Source organism: Owariibacterium komagatae (genome assembly GCF_045865535.1).
GTDB lineage: Bacteria > Bacillota > Clostridia > Oscillospirales > Ruminococcaceae > Ruthenibacterium > Ruthenibacterium komagatae.
On the sequence record NZ_AP031406.1, the window covers coordinates 2,652,376 to 2,668,158 of the forward strand.

The 15,783-nt window shown below is 56.3% G+C and carries 20 protein-coding genes; 14 read left to right on the forward strand and 6 right to left on the reverse strand.

The features are described 5' to 3' along the window. Window positions 1–94: 94 nt before the first annotated feature. Window positions 95–313 (forward strand): hypothetical protein, encoded by a 219-nt coding sequence (locus tag ACKTS9_RS13155; RefSeq protein ID WP_349216177.1) that lies wholly within the window; start codon window positions 95–97, stop codon window positions 311–313. A gap of 34 nt (window positions 314–347) precedes the next feature. Here the strand turns inward: ACKTS9_RS13155 and ACKTS9_RS13160 are convergent, their stop codons facing one another. Beyond that, the gene (locus tag ACKTS9_RS13160; protein ID WP_349216178.1) at window positions 348–548 is read right to left on the reverse strand and encodes a helix-turn-helix domain-containing protein; all 201 of its coding nucleotides are present in this window, start codon (window positions 546–548) and stop codon (window positions 348–350) included. A 90-nt stretch (window positions 549–638) separates the two neighbouring features. Here ACKTS9_RS13160 and ACKTS9_RS13165 point away from each other — a divergent pair, with 90 nt between their 5' ends. Continuing rightward, entirely contained in the window at window positions 639–914 is a 276-nt protein-coding gene (locus ACKTS9_RS13165; protein ID WP_407881318.1) for a hypothetical protein, read from the forward strand. Between the two features lie 88 nt (window positions 915–1,002). Here ACKTS9_RS13165 and ACKTS9_RS13170 read toward each other — a convergent pair whose 3' ends face one another. Then, window positions 1,003–1,626, reverse strand: coding sequence for an NAD(P)H-hydrate epimerase (locus ACKTS9_RS13170; protein WP_349216180.1), 624 nt, complete (start codon window positions 1,624–1,626; stop codon window positions 1,003–1,005). A gap of 81 nt (window positions 1,627–1,707) precedes the next feature. Between ACKTS9_RS13170 and ACKTS9_RS13175 the strand changes: the two genes are divergently transcribed. The 3 genes from ACKTS9_RS13175 (at window position 1,708) to ACKTS9_RS13185 (ending at window position 2,893) form a co-directional block, all read left to right on the forward strand. Further along, complete coding sequence (locus tag ACKTS9_RS13175) at window positions 1,708–2,175, forward strand: NUDIX hydrolase (protein WP_349216181.1); 468 nt, start codon at window positions 1,708–1,710, stop codon at window positions 2,173–2,175. Between the two features lie 78 nt (window positions 2,176–2,253). Further along, the gene (locus tag ACKTS9_RS13180) at window positions 2,254–2,583 is read left to right on the forward strand and encodes a hypothetical protein (RefSeq protein ID WP_407881321.1); all 330 of its coding nucleotides are present in this window, start codon (window positions 2,254–2,256) and stop codon (window positions 2,581–2,583) included. A 13-nt stretch (window positions 2,584–2,596) separates the two neighbouring features. Then, window positions 2,597–2,893, forward strand: a complete 297-nt coding sequence (locus ACKTS9_RS13185; protein WP_349216183.1) for a DUF2089 family protein — start codon at window positions 2,597–2,599, stop codon at window positions 2,891–2,893. A gap of 32 nt (window positions 2,894–2,925) precedes the next feature. Here ACKTS9_RS13185 and ACKTS9_RS13190 read toward each other — a convergent pair whose 3' ends face one another. Next, window positions 2,926–4,083 carry an alanyl-tRNA editing protein gene (locus tag ACKTS9_RS13190; protein WP_349216184.1) on the reverse strand — a complete coding sequence of 386 codons (1,158 nt, stop codon included), beginning with the start codon at window positions 4,081–4,083 and terminating at the stop codon, window positions 2,926–2,928. A 164-nt stretch (window positions 4,084–4,247) separates the two neighbouring features. On the opposite strand from ACKTS9_RS13190, the gene malQ reads away from it, so the two are divergent. The 3 genes from malQ to ACKTS9_RS13205 all read left to right on the forward strand — a co-directional run bounded on the left by malQ (window position 4,248) and on the right by ACKTS9_RS13205 (window position 7,627). Continuing rightward, window positions 4,248–5,723 (forward strand): 4-alpha-glucanotransferase, encoded by a 1,476-nt coding sequence (malQ, locus tag ACKTS9_RS13195; protein ID WP_349216185.1) that lies wholly within the window; start codon window positions 4,248–4,250, stop codon window positions 5,721–5,723. A 129-nt stretch (window positions 5,724–5,852) separates the two neighbouring features. Beyond that, a complete protein-coding gene (locus ACKTS9_RS13200; RefSeq protein ID WP_407881324.1) occupies window positions 5,853–6,299 on the forward strand; it encodes a MarR family winged helix-turn-helix transcriptional regulator in 447 nt (148 codons plus the stop codon). Then, window positions 6,299–7,627 (forward strand): MATE family efflux transporter, encoded by a 1,329-nt coding sequence (locus ACKTS9_RS13205; RefSeq protein WP_349216187.1) that lies wholly within the window; start codon window positions 6,299–6,301, stop codon window positions 7,625–7,627. Before ACKTS9_RS13200 ends, ACKTS9_RS13205 begins: the two co-directional genes overlap by 1 nt. A 12-nt stretch (window positions 7,628–7,639) precedes the next feature. Here the strand turns inward: ACKTS9_RS13205 and ACKTS9_RS13210 are convergent, their stop codons facing one another. Together ACKTS9_RS13210 and ACKTS9_RS13215 are read right to left on the reverse strand one after the other, a co-directional pair. After that, window positions 7,640–8,605 (reverse strand): IS30 family transposase, encoded by a 966-nt coding sequence (locus ACKTS9_RS13210; RefSeq protein WP_407878926.1) that lies wholly within the window; start codon window positions 8,603–8,605, stop codon window positions 7,640–7,642. 157 nt (window positions 8,606–8,762) lie between these two features. Beyond that, window positions 8,763–9,953: a nucleotidyltransferase family protein gene (locus ACKTS9_RS13215; protein WP_349216188.1), complete on the reverse strand. Its 1,191-nt coding sequence runs from the start codon at window positions 9,951–9,953 to the stop codon at window positions 8,763–8,765. A gap of 120 nt (window positions 9,954–10,073) precedes the next feature. On the opposite strand from ACKTS9_RS13215, the gene ACKTS9_RS13220 reads away from it, so the two are divergent. From ACKTS9_RS13220 to ACKTS9_RS13245, 6 genes are all read left to right on the forward strand, one after another. Further along, the gene (locus tag ACKTS9_RS13220) at window positions 10,074–11,273 is read left to right on the forward strand and encodes an acetate/propionate family kinase (protein WP_407881330.1); all 1,200 of its coding nucleotides are present in this window, start codon (window positions 10,074–10,076) and stop codon (window positions 11,271–11,273) included. 224 nt (window positions 11,274–11,497) lie between these two features. Further along, on the forward strand, window positions 11,498–13,282 hold the full coding sequence (locus tag ACKTS9_RS13225) for a phosphoenolpyruvate carboxykinase (GTP) (RefSeq protein ID WP_407881333.1): 1,785 nt from the start codon (window positions 11,498–11,500) through the stop codon (window positions 13,280–13,282). A gap of 147 nt (window positions 13,283–13,429) precedes the next feature. Next, the gene (locus ACKTS9_RS13230; protein WP_349216191.1) at window positions 13,430–13,630 is read left to right on the forward strand and encodes a LysR family transcriptional regulator; all 201 of its coding nucleotides are present in this window, start codon (window positions 13,430–13,432) and stop codon (window positions 13,628–13,630) included. 12 nt (window positions 13,631–13,642) lie between these two features. Further along, window positions 13,643–14,419, forward strand: a complete 777-nt coding sequence (locus ACKTS9_RS13235) for a LysR family transcriptional regulator substrate-binding protein (RefSeq protein ID WP_349216192.1) — start codon at window positions 13,643–13,645, stop codon at window positions 14,417–14,419. Between the two features lie 57 nt (window positions 14,420–14,476). Further along, the gene (locus tag ACKTS9_RS13240) at window positions 14,477–14,965 is read left to right on the forward strand and encodes a hypothetical protein (RefSeq protein WP_349216193.1); all 489 of its coding nucleotides are present in this window, start codon (window positions 14,477–14,479) and stop codon (window positions 14,963–14,965) included. Window positions 14,966–14,993: 28 nt separating this feature from the next. After that, window positions 14,994–15,533 carry a hypothetical protein gene (locus ACKTS9_RS13245; protein WP_349216194.1) on the forward strand — a complete coding sequence of 180 codons (540 nt, stop codon included), beginning with the start codon at window positions 14,994–14,996 and terminating at the stop codon, window positions 15,531–15,533. A 42-nt stretch (window positions 15,534–15,575) separates the two neighbouring features. On the opposite strand, the gene ACKTS9_RS13250 is transcribed toward ACKTS9_RS13245, so the two are convergent. Beyond that, entirely contained in the window at window positions 15,576–15,752 is a 177-nt protein-coding gene (locus ACKTS9_RS13250; RefSeq protein ID WP_407881336.1) for a hypothetical protein, read from the reverse strand. Window positions 15,753–15,783 lie beyond the last annotated feature (31 nt).

Below are 15,783 nucleotides of genomic sequence, written 5' to 3' on the forward strand. Positions count from 1 at the left end.
GCACAACGTAAGGACGGGAGAGTACACCATAAACTGGATGGTGAGGCCTTACAAGTACGCAAATCTATGCTGACTGGAAGAGAGGTAAACCAAAATGGTCAAGCAGATTAAGATTTCCAATTTCAATGAAGTGAAAAACATTATGAACGCGGCATCTCGCTGCTACAACGATATCGGCGTGCACGACGCCAAGGGGAGCATTGCGGATGCCAAAAGCATTCTGGGCCTGATGAGCCTGGACTATACGCACCCTGTACTCCTGGTGAGTGAGGATGAAGAAGAACTGGAGCGCGTTTACAAAGCGCTCAACTAAGCAAAAAGCGGGATGCCTTGGCATCCCGCTTTTTTTATTCTTTGCGGTATTCAATGATGTCTGAAACCGGACAGTCCAGGATAAAACACAAAGTGTCCAGTGTTTTCAATGTAATGGTTTTGCCGTGCTTCATCCGATGGAGGGTGTTGGCCGAAACGCCGTGCTTGAAAATCAGCTGATATTCGGTCATGTTTTTGCGGTACAATGTTTTGTAAAACGGTTCGTAACTGATCACACGCCCCACCTCATTTGTATGCTACCATGCTCAAGACATTGACTATACTAAATATATTGAGTATAATGATGGGCAAAGGAGGGGATGTTGATGCGGCGTTGGGCAATCTGTGTGGCGGGTTTGGCGGTTTGTCTTCTGGCATGTGGAACGCCGCAGCCCCAGAAAACAACACAGGATCTGCACGGGCAGCTGTATGCGCTGGCTCTGCAAAAGGAACCAAAGGCTCGTTGGCATTGCCGGGTTCAGTGGAAGGGTGAACAGGCGTGGGGAACGGCGTGTTCCGAACAGAGCTGGCTCTATGCGTTGTGGCGGCTGAACGACGGCTGGGAGTTGGAGTATCTGATGGATGTTCAGACAGAGAATTAAAGCAAGCCGGAATGCCGGTCCAGGATAGACAGAAAAAACGCCCGTTCGGCGCAAAGCCGGACGGGCGTTTTTGAATGTTTTTGTCGGATCACAGCCGAATTCCGATGTCTGCCACCACGATGTCGCCGCACTGCCGGGCGGCCAGTGTGTGACAGGGTTTGGCAGCATGAAAGGTTACGGTACAGTCGGCCAGGACCGCACCTTCGGCCACACGACCGGTGTCGCACTCCACACCGCTGGGAATATCCAGCGCCAGTACAAAGCCCGGTGCTTCCTTCATCTGACGGGCTGCCTGTGCCGCGCCGGGGCGCAGTTCTCCATGGAAGCCTGTTCCGCACACCGCGTCCACCAGCAGGTCCGCGGACCGGATAAAAGCGTCTGCTTCGTCGTTGTTTTCACGGATGACGATGCCCCGTGCAGAGGCCCGCTGGAAATTGGTCAGGGCGTCCGGCGTGGCCGGCCGGGGGCCGTCGGTCAGGATCACCTGCACCTGCAGTCCTGCCTGATGCAGCAGCCGCGCCACTACAAATCCGTCGCCGCCGTTGTTTCCCTTGCCGCAGAATACGGCGGCAGTCTGCGCAGCGGGGCATCGCTTTAATGCCAGCTGCGCCGCTGCCTGCCCGGCGTTTTCCATCATTTGCAGGTAAGACAGTCCGCCGGCATTGGCTGCCTGCTCGATTTGCTTCATCTGTGCCGCTGTCACTTGTGTCATGCGCATCGCTCCTTCTGTTTTGAAAACAGTATACCACAAAGCGGCCCGGTGTGGTATGCTGATACAAAGGAGTGTGGAACCGTGAAAAATACGACGCTGTGTTATCTGGAGAAAGACGGATGCTACTTGATGCTGCACCGTGTGAAAAAGCAGCAGGATGAGAACGCCGGCAAGTGGATCGGCGTGGGCGGAAAGTTTGAGGAAGGCGAAAGCCCGGAAGAGTGCGCCCGGCGGGAAGTGCGGGAGGAAACCGGCCTTGCACTGGAAGAGGTGCGGCCCCGGGGAATCGTCACCTTTGTGTCCGACCAGTGGGGAACGGAATATATGCATTTGTTCACTTCCACCCGGTTTTCCGGCACGCTTCACGCCTGTGATGAGGGCGAACTGGCCTGGGTGCCCGTGTCACAGGTGACGAAGCTCGAACTCTGGGAGGGGGACCGCATTTTTTTGGACCTTCTGGCTTGGGATGTCCCCTTCTTTTCTCTGAAACTGGTGTATGAGGGAGACTCTTTATGCACCGCGATTTTGGATGGAAATAAAATTTTATAAAAAATAAAATTAAAGATTGACTTTAATAAAATTAAAGTATATACTATGGGCAGAAAGGGGAGAAATGAGATGGCAGTCATGGCAGGTACAATTGTGTTGCTGGTGCCGCTGGTTTTGGGCGCCGTATTTGTGGGGTTGTGTTTTTTGGAGCGCATGCTGGCGCGCAAGAAAGCGTGGTGGCCGGGTCTGATCCTTCCGGGGCTTTCGCTGCTGTGGGCGCTGTTTTCCAGCTTGAACTATCCCCAGAGTACAACCAGCACCGATCCGCTGGTGATCGCGGCATCCATCGGGATGAATTTCCTTCTGGGAAATCTGCCCACCTATGTTTTTCTGCTCATTTACGGGGTGGTGCGCAGTAAGAGCAGAAAGCAGCGGGAACTGGAGAAGATGAATCTTCAGGATTTGTAAGGAGGAAGAATCCATGGCAGTGGAAGTGGTGCCGGAGTGGATGGCCGGGCTGGAAGAGGAGGATGTGGAGTTCATCCGAAAATTTCTGCTGGCGTCAGGCAGTCTGAAGGAAATGGCCGGGGCGTATGGCGTCACCTATCCCACCGTTCGCCTGCGGCTGGACCGGCTGATTCAAAAAATCCGCCTGACGGAAGAGCAGGCGGCGGACCCCTATGTGGCGCTGATTAAGCGGTTGGCCGTGGAGGAAAAGCTGGATTTTGACACGGCCAAATTGTTGATTCAGCAGTATCGCAAGAGCCTTGAACCATAAAAAGCACCGGCCGTCGGGCCGGTGCTTTTGTTTTAAATGGATTGAAAATAGGCTTCGATCTGGGCGCGGGTGGCGTGGACCGTTCCCTGCGCCACTTCGCCCCGCCCGCCGCCGCGGCCGTTCAGGGCTTTGTTCATGGCGCGGTTGCATTCACTCACGTCGCCGTCTTTTTCAAACAGTGCGTAGGAATAGCCGGTTTCATCGCTGCCGGAGAAAGCTGCGCACACGCCGGGGCATACGCCGCTCAGCGCGCAGGACAATCTGCGCAGGCTGTCGGGCCGAAGGTCATCTTCAAATACCACCGGATGTTCGGCCCCGGCCATTTGCCGGGCGCGGCTTTCAAACAGTTCCGTTTCCAGCCGGGCCACCCGTGCTTTCAGCGCGTCGGCCTCGTCCTGCAGATGCTCCACCGCCGGAGCGATCTCGTTGACTTTGGCACTGAGCAGGGTGCTGATGCGGGAAGCGTTTTCGCATTTCAGTGTGTAATCCCGCAGCGCGCGCATGCCGCACACCACCGACAAGCGGGTGCCGCCCTTGTAGTTCTGCGCACTGAGGATCTTGACTGCGCCCACTTCGGCGCAGCGTGCCACGTGGGTGCCGCAGCATGCGCACAGATCCGCACCGGCTGCGTCGATGATGCGAACCGGGCCTTCAATTTCCTTTTTGCTGCGGTAAGGCATGTCCGCCAGTTCTTCCGCAGTGGGCCAAAGCGCCCGAACAGGTCCGTTCTGCCAGATCACCCAGTTGACCGCCTGCTCGATCTCCTGCAATTCTCCGTCGCTCAAAGGGCCGGACACATCTACACGGACCACGTCCGGCCCGATGTGAAAGCCCACATTGTCGTAGCCGAACTGGGACTTGATCACACCGCTGAGCAAATGCTCTCCGGTGTGCTGCTGCATATGGTCAAAGCGGCGCATCCAGTCCACATCGCCCTGCACCGTCTCACCCACGCGCACAGGAGAGGCTGTGATGTGCACCACGGTTCCGTTTTCGTCCCGGGCGTCCAGCACACAGGCACCGCCCAGAGATCCGTGGTCCGCAGGCTGGCCGCCGCCTTCCGGGTAAAAAGCGGTCTGGTCCAGTACAACGGCAAACTGCCCGCCGTGCAGGGGGGTGCACGAAAGTACTTTTGCGCAGAACTGCGCGAGGTAGGGCTCATCGTAGTAAAGCTTTTTCGTCCCGTTCATGAAAGCCTCCAGTCTGTGCTCATGCTATGTATAACTCCATAACATAATACCATAGCTACTTGTGAAAAACACTAAAAAAAACGCTGATTTTTTGGCGCGAAAATCCATTTATTTTCGTTTATAATGCTTATGTTGAACTTTGAACCCACGCGAGGAGGATTTACATGCGGGAAAGCGGTATTTTAATGCCGGTGGCCAGCCTGCCCGGTCCGTTCGGCATCGGCACGCTGGGAAAACCGGCATATGATTTTATTGATTTTTTGAAGAAGGCGCATCAGGCGGTCTGGCAGATCCTGCCGGTCTCTCCCACCGGTTTTGGCGACAGCCCGTATCAAAGCTGTTCGGCTTTTGCGGGAAACCCCTATTTCATTGATTTTGACCTGCTTCGCAAAGACGGCTTGTTGAAAAAAACCGATTATGAAACTCTGCGCTTTGGCACCGACGGCAAGGTGGACTACGAAACAGTGGAAAAAACGCACTTCGCCGTTTTGCGCAAGGCTTTTGCAAAATTTTCGAAATGGTATCCGGATGACTACTATCACTTTTGCTATGAGCAGGGCTGGTGGCTGGAAGATTATGCGCTGTTTATGACGGCCAAGGGACTGAACGGCGGGGTCCACTACCGCCAGTGGCCGCAGCCGCAGCGGGACCACGCCCAAAGCGCCATCGATGCGCTGTACGCCGAACACGAGAGCGAAGTCCATTTTTGGAAATTCTGCCAATACGAATTCCAGCGCCAGTGGCGCGCGCTGAAGGCACATGCCCAAAAGCAGGGAGTGCGCATTCTGGGAGACCTGCCCATCTATGTCTCCGCAGATTCCGCCGATGTATGGGCCGGACCGCAGCTGTTCCAGCTGGATGAGGACGGTACCCCCACGGCCGTGGCGGGCTGCCCGCCGGATTATTTCTCTGAGGATGGCCAGTTGTGGGGCAACCCGCTGTATGACTGGGATTATCATCGGAAAACCGGATACGAATGGTGGGTGCGGCGCATTCGTTTTGCGCTGGAGTTGTACGACATGGTGCGCATTGACCACTTCCGGGGCTTCGACACCTATTACGCCATCCCCTATGGTGCCAAAAACGCCCGGGGCGGAGCCTGGCGCAACGGGCCGGGCATGGAGCTGTTCCGGAAGGTGGAGCAGCAGCTGGGCAAAGCGGAAATTGTGGCTGAGGACCTGGGCGAGATGTTTGACAGTGTACGCCGTTTGCTCAGCGACAGCGGCTTCCCCGGGATGAAGGTGCTTCAATTTGCCTTTGATCCGTCCGGCGACAGTGAGTATCTGCCGCACCATTACCCGGAAAACTGCATTGCGTATCCGGGCACGCACGACAACACCACCGTGGCCGACTGGCTGCGCCATGCGCCCGCGAAAGAACGGCGCAAAGCCACTGCCTATCTGGGCCTGAATGAGGAAGAAGGTCTGGTGGACGGCATGCTGCGGGGCGTTCTTGCCAGCCCCGCAAAGCTGGCTGTGACCCCCATGGCCGACTGGCTGGGCCTGGGGGCGGCGGGGCGCATCAATACTCCCTCCACGCTGGGCGGAAACAACTGGCGCTGGCGCCTGAAGGCGGAACAGCTCACGCCGCAGCTGGCCGCGAAAATGATGCGGAAAACCCGTTTGTTTGGACGCGGATAACACGAAAAAACGGACCTCTCTGTATGGAGAGGTCCGTTTTTTTACGGGCTGTTGACAGGAAAAGGCGGGTTTGCTACAATTAGTTAAGCAAATATAATTATATTTATGAAACAAAGTGAGTGGATGAAAATGGATCTGCGGCAGAGCATGGAACGCTTCTACGTAGGCATGGTGGTCAATGAGCTTCGCCTGGCGAACGGCGCCATTTCCCAGGGGATCACGCACAACAGCCTGTTGTATCTGGATCTGATCGCCTATACGGACAAGTGCACGGTCAGCCGACTGGCGGACATGCTGCACATTGCCAAGTCCGCCGTGACACTGAAGGTGAAGGAACTGGAGCGGCTGGGCCTTGTGACCAAAACCCAGAGCGACGAAGATAAGCGGGTCTTTTACCTGAGCGTCAACGAGCCGGTGCGCGCCGAATACCGGGCGTATGACCGGGTGCTGTATGCGGCTTTGGATGAGGTGGAGCGCCGCCATTCTCCGGAAGAGGTGGCCATGCTGTGCGACATGCTGGAGAGCATTCACCGGTCTTTTTGTCAATTGAGTCAGCTGGAGAAAGGAGAACTCTGATGAACGTCATGGAGCGGGCGGTCACGCCCGGGTATTTGCTTCGTTTTACCATCCCCACCATGATCATGTTAATCTTTAACTCGTTTTACACCATGGTGGACGGTGCATTTGTTTCCAATTTTGTGGCAACCAGCGCGCTCAGTGCGGTGAACATTGTGTATCCGGCGCTGAATCTGGTGTTTGCGGTAGGCATTATGCTGGCCACCGGCGGCAGCGCCATTGTGGGCCGGCAGATGGGCGAGGGGAAAAATCAGGAGGCGCGGGAGAATTTTTCGCTGGTGGTGGCGGCAGGCACAGTCCTGGGCGTTCTCATCGGCGTGGGCGGCCTGGTATTCGCTTCCCCGCTGGTGCGGGCGCTGGGGGCCAGCGATGCCATTTTTCAGCACTGCTATGACTATCTCATCTACATGAGCGGATTTACGCCTTTCGCGGTGCTTCAGCTGTTGTTTCAGTATCTGTTTGTCACAGCGGGACGGCCCAATCTGGGGCTGATATCCACCGTGGCGGGGGGCCTGGCCAATATCATTCTGGACTATGTATTCATCGTGCCGCTGCAAATGGGCATCAAGGGGGCGGCCATTGCCACGGGTATTGGTTTCATGATCCCTGCCGTGACGGGGCTGATCTATTTTTCGGTATGCCGCAGCCAGCACCTCCACTTCACAAAGCCGGTGCTGCGTGGGGACATTCTGGTGCAGGCCTGTGCCAACGGTTCTTCCGAGATGGTCACCAACCTGGCCATCGCGGTGACCACCTTCCTGTTCAATCTGGAAATGATGCGCTGGCTGGGCGAGGACGGCGTGGCAGCCATCACCATTGTGTTTTATGCGGATTTCCTGTTTGTGGCAATGTTTCTGGGGTATACCTCCGGCGTGGCCCCGCTGTTCAGCTACAATTACGGGGCGCAGAACCACGAGCGCCTGCAAAAGCTGTTCCGGCTCAGCCTGCTGTTCATCGCGGTGGGCTCGGCGGCGGCTTACGGTGCCTCGCTGGCGTTCAGCGGCCCGGTGGTGGGCTTCTTCGCCCGGCGCGGAACGCAGGTGTTCGACATTGCCCTGCACGGAATGCTGCTGTATGCCATCTCCTTCCTGCTCAAGGGCGTGAACATTTTTGCCTCGGGCCTGTTCACTGCGCTGTCCAATGGAAAGGTGTCGGCGTTTTTATCGTTCCTGCGCACTTTTGGCTTCCTGGTTTTGTGCATTTTCGTGCTGCCCCGCATCTGGGGCGTCAACGGCATCTGGCTGGCCATCCCGGTGGCGGAAGTTTTGTCGCTGGCGGTGTCCATCTGGTGTCTGGTTCGGTTCCGGAAGGTGTATCATTACGCATAGTGAATTGTCAAACTAAGTGCAACAGGAATTGAGTTCAAAGTCCCATAATTCCCGGGCAGAATGGAAGTTAAGAACTTTGCGAGGCCTGGCGTTCAACAACGCCAGGTTTCGTTTTAATGTGGCGGGAGCAACGCGGGAAAGATTTCTGCCCTTGGGATAAAACTCCCGGAGCAGACCGTTCAGATTCTCGTTTGTGCCTTTCTGCCAGGCACAATACGGGTCGGCAAAATAGACCTCGCAATGCAATCGTTCTTCAATACGGCGCCAGTTGGCAAACTCTGTGCCCCGGTCGCAGGTAATGGTTTTGACTAGCTGCGGTGGAAAGACGGACAGGGCAGCGACAACGGCGTTTTCCATGGTCTCAGCTCTCCGGTCCGGCATCTTCACGGCAATGTAAAACCGGGTCTTTCGCTCCGCCAGGGTGGCAAAGCAGGCTTTGCTTTTGCCCTGGCCACTCACTACGGTGTCCGCTTCCCAGTGTCCGGCTTCCTGGCGGCTGTACACCGATTTGTCCCGCTTGCGGATGGATTTTCCCTTGCTGTACTTTCCCCGCGTTTCCTTGACTCCATGGCTCTTTCCCTTGCGGCGCAGTACCTTCAGATTGCCATTTACCAGGTATTTCTCATAGATCCACCGGTAGATGGTACTCCAGCTGGGCATCTTTCGTTCACAAGGGGTACAGGCGATCTGCTCCGGCGACCACGTCGCACGCAGCTTTTCCTCTATGTAGTCGATCACTTCTTGGGAATGGAACATCCCGCGGTGGCAGTAGGAGCGCCGCAGCAGGTACTTCTTCTGCGCCGTGTGGGGGTAGTAGGTCGGAATGTCATACATATGGGTGCAGTTTCGCCGTATCTCCCGCGACACCGTGCTCACGTTTCTCCCAATCAGCCGGGCAATCTCCCGGTAACTCAGACCATCCACATAATATTTCCGTATACAACTGCGCTCTTCTATGGTAAGATGATGGTAGTTCATACAGTTCCCTCCGGTGGTTTGGTGGTGTGGTAACTTCATTCTACCACAGGGGGCTGTATGAACTCCTTTTTATTTCCCTAAAGTGTTGCACTTGATAGTATAATTCACCCGCATAAAGAAAGGCCCCGTTCCTTTGGGAACGGGGCCTTTTTGATCGTTAAACGCGAAGAAAGGGTTGCGTGTAGGCGGTCTGACAGGGCTGGGGCCGGGCGAGGCACAGCGCTGCCAGATCCTCTGCGTCGCTGTGGGCGCGGGCGATGCGTTCACAGTCGGGCGCGATGTCCCGCAGCCGGGCCAGAGAGGTGGAGAGGGGAAGCTGTGCGGTCTCTTTGGCAGTTTTCAGCACGGCTAACCCCTGCTCGCTGGCACCCAGAACGTGGAGATAGGGCGGCAGGGCGGGGATCTGCTTTCCGTACCCCAGCGCGGCGTCCAGAACCAGCCGGCGCAGTCGGGCGTGGGCGTAGCGCTTGGTCTTCAAATCTGCGTAGAGGGCAGGCAGGCTCACTGCGGACTGGATGCTCTGGTACAGACGGTGCTCCAGCCCTTCGTTCACGCCGCGGACACGAAGCAGATCCTGGGCGGAGAGGCCGCGCAGCCGTGACAGGATCGCGATGGAGCCTGCTGTGGGATCATGAAACAGGCCTTCCGACTGCGCCTGCAGATACAGGGGCAGACAGGCGGCCGGAACGTAGGGCGCCATCGCGTCGGCACCCTCGGCTTGAAACAGCGTGCGAAGGGCGCTGGCACTGGCAAAGCCGTCTCCGGGGGTGGCTTCTCCGTGGGCGGCACCGCGCCGTGCCAAAGCGAAAACCTGCAGCGGGCTTTTCTGAGCCTGAATCGCTTTGCAATACTCTACGCCCAGAATGTTGTTGGGGCTGGCCAGCAGAGCTGCCGCGCCCGGCTGAACGGCTTCGGCCGCGGCAGCTCGGGCTGCGGCAAAGCCGCCGCCCTGGCGCAGCGCATGACGCATCTCCCGCTGGAACTCCGGCCTGCGGAGCGTTTGGGCCGTCCGGTGCAGAAGTTCCGGGTCAGGGGTTTCCGCGCCGAAACACAGGGTGTCCACACAACCCAGCATGCTCAAAAGATGCACGCCGGCCGCGGCAAACCCCTCGGCGCTCAACGTGGCGTAGGGAGCGGGCAGGGACAGCACCAGATCCGCGCCGCCCGCCAGTGCCGCCCGCACCCGCACCGGGGTGGGGAACAGAGCGCATCCGCCCCGCTGGACTACGGAAGGGCTCATCACGCACACCACGGCCCGGGCGCCCGCCTGCCGTGCCTGCTGAATCTGCCAGGCGTGCCCGGCGTGAAACGGGTCGTATTCCGCTATGATTCCAACGATTTTCAACATAAAACCCCTTTCGTGCCTTGCAAATGAATTTTTACCATTATATAATAAAAAAGATAAGGAAGAAAAGTGCCTGCTGATCAAAAGGCGGGCATTTGAAACGTTTAGGAGGAAAAAGAAACTATGAAAGTTCTGGTCATCAACTGCGGTTCCAGCTCTCTGAAATATCAGCTCATTGATATGACGGACGAAAGCGTGCTGTGCAAAGGTCTGTGCGAGCGCATCGGCATTGAAGGCAGCAAGATCACCCACAAGGCCAACGGCGGCGAATGGAGCCAGGAGGTGCCGTTCCCCACGCACACCGAGGCGTTCATGAAGGTAGTCGAAATGATGACCACGGGCGAGGGCGCTGTGGTGAAAGACAAGAGCGAGATTTCCGCCATCGGTCACCGCGTGGTGCAGGGCGCCGAGTTCTTTACCAAATCTGAGATCGTCACCGATGCCATCATCGACAAAATCGAAGAGATCGCGCCGCTGGCTCCCGTGCACAACATGGCACACGTGCAGGGCCTGCGCAGCGCCAAGGCTGTATTTGGCGAGAAGGTCCCCAACGTGGTTGTGTTCGACACCACGTTCCATCAGACCATGCCCGCCAAGGCGTATATGTACGGCGTTCCCTATGAGATGTATGAAAAGTACTCCATCCGCCGCTATGGCGCGCACGGCACCAGCCACCGCTATGTGAGCATGGCGGCTGCTGAGTACCTGAACAGCAGCGATTTGAAGATGGTCACCTGCCATCTGGGCAACGGCAGCTCCATCTCCGCGGTCAAAGCCGGCAAGTGCATGGACACCAGCATGGGCCTGACCCCGCTGGCCGGTGTTCTGATGGGCACCCGCTGCGGCGACCTAGACCCCAGCGTTGTGACTTACATGGAGCAGAAACTGGGCATCCATGGTCAGGAGATGGCCGATTACCTGAACAAGAAATGCGGCCTGCTGGGTGTTTCCGGCGTTTCCAGCGATATGCGCGACGTGACCAATGCGGCGGATGCCGGCAATGAGCGCGCCAAGCTGGCCACCGAGATGCTGGCTTATCAGATCAAGAAATACATCGGTTCTTATGCTGCGGCCATGGGCGGTCTGGACTGCGTGGTCTTCACCGGTGGCATCGGCGAGAACGATTATCGCATGCGTGCCAGCGTGTGTGCGAACATGGGCTTTTTGGGCATTTCCGTGGATCCGGAGAAAAACTGCAAACGCACCGGCGACATCATGGACATCAGCGGCAAAGGCAGCCGCGTGAAAGTGCTGGTCATCTGCACCAACGAGGAACTGATGATTGCCCGCGACACCAAGGCTCTGGTGGAAGCTGCGAAGTAATTTCGGCTAGGCGGCCGTCCTGCGGGACGACCGCCTTTTTTGCAAAGATATCCGCAAAAAGCGCACAATCGGCACATCCGGGAAAAAGAGTGCGGCTTTTTCCCGGAAAAATCTTGTGTTTTTTTTAACAAAAAGGTATAATGAAACCAAATCGCATTTTGATCGAACTGTTCTGTTCACCACTTTATGCGAGAGGGATTTTTTAAAGGAAAGGTGATTCAATTATGGCTTTGACGAACAATCAGCATGTTCTGGACTGGGTCAAAGAAATGGAAGACCTGATGACTCCGGACAAGACCATTTGGATCGACGGCTCTGAGGGTCAGCTGCGCGCTCTGCGCGAGGAAGCCTTCAAAACTGGCGAAATGACGGAACTGAACCAGGAGAAACTGCCTGGCTGCGTTCTGCATCACACCGCGAAGAACGACGTTGCCCGTGTAGAGGGCCGCACGTTCATCTGCACCAAGAACAAAGAAGACGCGGGCGTCATCAACAACTGGATGGACCCCGAAGAGATGAAAGCAAAACTGGTTCCCATGTACACCGGCTGCATGAAAGGCCGCACCATGTACGTGATTCCGTACTGCATGGGCCCCATCGGCAGCCCGTTCTCCAAAGTGGGCATTGAGGTCACGGACTCCATCTACGTTGTCCTGAACATGGACATCATGACCCGCATCGGCGTGAAAGCGCTGCGTCAGCTGGGCGATTCCAACGACTTCGTGCGCGGCCAGCACGCGAAAGCCGACATCAACGAGGAGAACCGCTACATTGTGCAGTTCCCCGAAGAGAATGCAATCTGGTCCATCAACTCCGGTTACGGCGGCAACGTGCTGCTGGGCAAAAAATGCTTTGCTCTGCGCATCGCTTCCTACCAGGGCATGAAAGAGGGCTGGATGGCCGAGCACATGCTGATCCTGGGCATCGAGTGCCCCAATGGCGAGACCAAATACATCACCGCTGCCTTCCCCTCTGCCTGCGGCAAGACCAACCTGGCCATGCTGATTCCGCCTGAGGTTTATGCAAAACAGGGCTATAAAGTGTGGACCGTAGGCGACGACATCGCCTGGATGCACATCGGTGAGGACGGCCGTCTGTATGCCATCAACCCCGAGAACGGCTTCTTCGGCGTTGCCCCCGGCACCAACGAGAAATCCAACCCCAACGCGCTGCACACCACCATGAAGGGCACCATCTTCACCAACGTTGCCCACAACCTGGCGGACAACACTGTGTGGTGGGAAGGCCTGGATAAGAATCCTCCCGAGGATGCTCAGGAGTGGACCGGTATTCCCGTCAACGGCAAAGAGTATGTTGCCAACGGCGGCAAGCTGGCTCATCCCAACTCCCGTTTCACGGCTCCGGCTGAGAACTGCCCCTGCCTGTCCAAAGAGTTCAACAATCCCATGGGCGTGCCTGTGACCGCGATGGTCTTCGGCGGCCGCCGCGCGAAGACCGCTCCGCTGGTGTACCAGTCCTTCAGCTGGGAGCACGGCGTGTATGTGGGCTCTGCCATGGCTTCTGAGACCACTGCTGCCGCTACCGGCGCTGTGGGCGTTGTCCGTCGTGACCCGATGGCCATGCGTCCCTTCTGCGGCTACAACATGGGCGACTACTTCGGCCACTGGCTGGAGATGGGCAAGAAATTGGGCGACAAAGCTCCCAAGATCTTCCATGTCAACTGGTTCCGCACCGATGACAACGGCCACTTCATTTGGCCGGGCTTCGGCGACAACATGCGTGTCCTGATGTGGATGCTGGATCGCTGCGAGGGCAAAGTGGACGCGGTGGAAACCCCGATCGGCTATGTGCCTAAGGCAGAAGACATCAACATCGAAGGCCTGTCCGACATCACTCTGGATGTCCTGAAGGGCCTGCTGGAGATCGACAACGATCTGTGGCTGGAAGACGTCAAGGGCGTAGAGGAGCTGTACGATCAGATCGGCGAGCGTGTGCCCGCTGAGCTGCGCAAACAGCTGGCTGACCTGCGTGCCCGTCTGTCCAAATAAGATAAAGTCAATTCAAAACAGGCAGCAGAGCAATCTGCTGCCTGTTTTTTGTGAAGAAGCAGGGATATTTGCAGATTAAAGCAGTAAAAAATAGCCGAAACCATGAATGAACTGTTTCGGAAACCGCGGGGAAAAGGAGGAACGATTATGCAGCGCAGGCAGCTTCAATATTTTATCGAAGTGGTGGACTGCGGCAGCATCAGCGCAGCTGCGCAGAAACTGTTTGTGGCCCAGCCCAGCCTGAGCCGCACCATCAATGCATTGGAAAAGGAAATGGGCTGCGAACTTTTGGAACGCACCAGCAAAGGGGTGCGCCCCACACAGACCGGGCGGCAAATGTATTACTAGGCCCAGTCCATTTTGGATAAATTCCAGATGCTGGAGCGGCTGCGGGACACGCAGGACGCCAGGCTGGTCAGCCGGCTGCATGTGGCGGTGGCGCTGCTCTTTTTAAAAGATGAACTTTTGCTGCATGTTTACGAGCACATGGCAGCGCAGGATACCGAGCTGTGTTTTTACGAAACCACGCTGGAGCCTGCCCTGGAAAAGGTGGCTGCTTTGGATGCCGAAATCGGCCTGGCAGTGGTGAACGACACGCAGCTGCCGGTGTTTTTAAAGATGGCTGCCGGCAAAAATGTGTGCGTGACGCCGCTGGATGATCCCCGTCCGATGTATGTTCATGTCAGGCGGGACCATCCTTTGGCAAAGGCGGACGGCTTGGAATGCCGCCGATCGTTTGAGTACCCGCGTGTTCTTCTGCCGGGGGATTTTTTCAGCCATCTGAACCAGACGCTGTTGGATGATCTCCGGCGCCCCAGCGAATGGCCGCGGCGGACCATCACGGTCAACAGCTATCACTCGGTGCTGCGTATGCTGCGCAGTACCAACGGATACATTGTGGGCAATGCGTGGCAGCGGGAGGAACTGCAGTGCTCCCAAATTTGCAGCGTACCGCTGACAGATGCTCCGGTGCAGATAAATTTGCTGCTTCTTCACCGGGACAGAGAAGAGCTGTCTCAGCCGGCCCGCTCCTTTTTGAAACAATTTGCAGAAGATTTAAATTTAAAAAAAGCCATATCAATTTTGATATGGCTACTTATAAAGAAACAGGTATTTTTCAATATTTTGGACATGTGATATGATAACCATTGCTGAAAACAATACAAAAAAAGTAGACGAAAAGGGGATCGGATCATGTTCAAAAAGACAACCTGGCTTTCTCTGGCAACGGCAGCAGCAGTTGTGGTGACCTCTGCGGGCACGTTTGCCGTGTACGACAAAACCACCGCAACGGCAAGTACGACGGCAGTGACCCTGCGCAAACCCGTCACGGTAGAGACCAGCAACTTCACCATGAACAGCGACAGCGGCACGCTGGATGCATATCCTTCCGCTTCGGGTGATGTGACGTTCACGGTGGAGAATGAGGGAGATCTGGCAACGCAGTTGGATTTGGAAATTGCGGTAAAAGGAGATTCGGGCCCGAGCACATCTGATTTTACCTTTGAGGTTACGCAGAGCGGCGGAGGCAGCGTGAGCGGTTCCGGTACCAGCTTCACGGATACGGCCATTGAAGGAACCAACACATACACCATCAAGGCCACGGTCAACAGTGACAATGTGGCGGACAAGGTGTCCGCCGATACACCGATTCAATTTGACGTGACGGCAACCTTGAGCTGATTGAAAGAAACGGGGCGCAGTGGAAGAAATGGCTGAGCGAATTAGGGCCGCAGTCTTTTGGCTGCTCATGGGGGTGCTTGCCCTATGTATTGGCACCTACCTGTTGTTTCCCCAGCAGGTGGGGCGCCTGCTGCCTTTCCGCTGCTATGTGGTGCTGTCCCAAAGCATGGAGCCTACCATTCCCACGTTTTCGCTGGTCCTTGTGCGTCAGGTTTCACCGGATGCTTCTCTGACATTGGAGCCCGAGCAAATCATCACCTTCCGCGCGAACCGGTTTGGGGAACAAATTACTGAAACGCATCGCTTCAGCCACACAGAATGGGATGGGGAGCTGGGGCAGCTGCTCTACCGAACGCACCCGGAACACACGACCGATTTGGACGGATATGAAACTGTTCGTTCGGACATTTTGGGAACGTATGTAACGCACATTCCTTTTTTGGGAAAAGTGGTTCTGTTTTTGAAAAGTCCCTGGGCGCTGGTTCTGTTGGGAGAAGAAGTGGTGATTTTCCTGGTCAATCGTCTGGTGCGGGCGCGTTGGGAAGAGCAGGAAGCTGCACCTGTCTGATATCATCAAAAAACCGGGTCCCTGTATTGGGACCCGGTTTTGTTAAACTCTGCGGACGGAAGATGCCACGGCGTAGACCAATGTGACAGCCATCGTGCCGCCCACCAGCCAAAGGAGCCAGCTGGTTTTCCATCGGACTTCCGCAGCCAAAAGAAGAAAAATCAGGCAAAGCAATGCAAACACGATGGCGGACTGACGGTAATGAGGGGCTTTGTCCATATGTTTGCGTTCCTGTTCGGAAGCGAATAGC

Bases quoted from the DNA above. Each gene is read 5' to 3' on its own strand.
- ACKTS9_RS13205 (WP_349216187.1), top strand. From the start codon at position 6,299: ATGAACGTCATGGAGCGGGCGGTCACGCCCGGGTATTTGCTTCGTTTT.
- ACKTS9_RS13165 (WP_407881318.1), top strand. From the start codon at position 639: ATGCGGCGTTGGGCAATCTGTGTGGCGGGTTTGGCGGTTTGTCTTCTG.
- ACKTS9_RS13185 (WP_349216183.1), top strand. From the start codon at position 2,597: ATGGCAGTGGAAGTGGTGCCGGAGTGGATGGCCGGGCTGGAAGAGGAG.
- ACKTS9_RS13170 (WP_349216180.1), bottom strand. From the start codon at position 1,626: ATGACACAAGTGACAGCGGCACAGATGAAGCAAATCGAGCAGGCAGCC.
- ACKTS9_RS13250 (WP_407881336.1), bottom strand. From the start codon at position 15,752: ATGGACAAAGCCCCTCATTACCGTCAGTCCGCCATCGTGTTTGCATTG.
- ACKTS9_RS13210 (WP_407878926.1), bottom strand. From the start codon at position 8,605: ATGAACTACCATCATCTTACCATAGAAGAGCGCAGTTGTATACGGAAA.
- ACKTS9_RS13180 (WP_407881321.1), top strand. From the start codon at position 2,254: ATGGCAGGTACAATTGTGTTGCTGGTGCCGCTGGTTTTGGGCGCCGTA.
- ACKTS9_RS13240 (WP_349216193.1), top strand. From the start codon at position 14,477: ATGTTCAAAAAGACAACCTGGCTTTCTCTGGCAACGGCAGCAGCAGTT.
- ACKTS9_RS13200 (WP_407881324.1), top strand. From the start codon at position 5,853: ATGGATCTGCGGCAGAGCATGGAACGCTTCTACGTAGGCATGGTGGTC.
- malQ (WP_349216185.1), top strand. From the start codon at position 4,248: ATGCGGGAAAGCGGTATTTTAATGCCGGTGGCCAGCCTGCCCGGTCCG.
- ACKTS9_RS13245 (WP_349216194.1), top strand. From the start codon at position 14,994: ATGGCTGAGCGAATTAGGGCCGCAGTCTTTTGGCTGCTCATGGGGGTG.
- ACKTS9_RS13220 (WP_407881330.1), top strand. From the start codon at position 10,074: ATGAAAGTTCTGGTCATCAACTGCGGTTCCAGCTCTCTGAAATATCAG.
- ACKTS9_RS13230 (WP_349216191.1), top strand. From the start codon at position 13,430: ATGCAGCGCAGGCAGCTTCAATATTTTATCGAAGTGGTGGACTGCGGC.
- ACKTS9_RS13225 (WP_407881333.1), top strand. From the start codon at position 11,498: ATGGCTTTGACGAACAATCAGCATGTTCTGGACTGGGTCAAAGAAATG.
- ACKTS9_RS13215 (WP_349216188.1), bottom strand. From the start codon at position 9,953: ATGTTGAAAATCGTTGGAATCATAGCGGAATACGACCCGTTTCACGCC.
- ACKTS9_RS13155 (WP_349216177.1), top strand. From the start codon at position 95: ATGGTCAAGCAGATTAAGATTTCCAATTTCAATGAAGTGAAAAACATT.
- ACKTS9_RS13190 (WP_349216184.1), bottom strand. From the start codon at position 4,083: ATGAACGGGACGAAAAAGCTTTACTACGATGAGCCCTACCTCGCGCAG.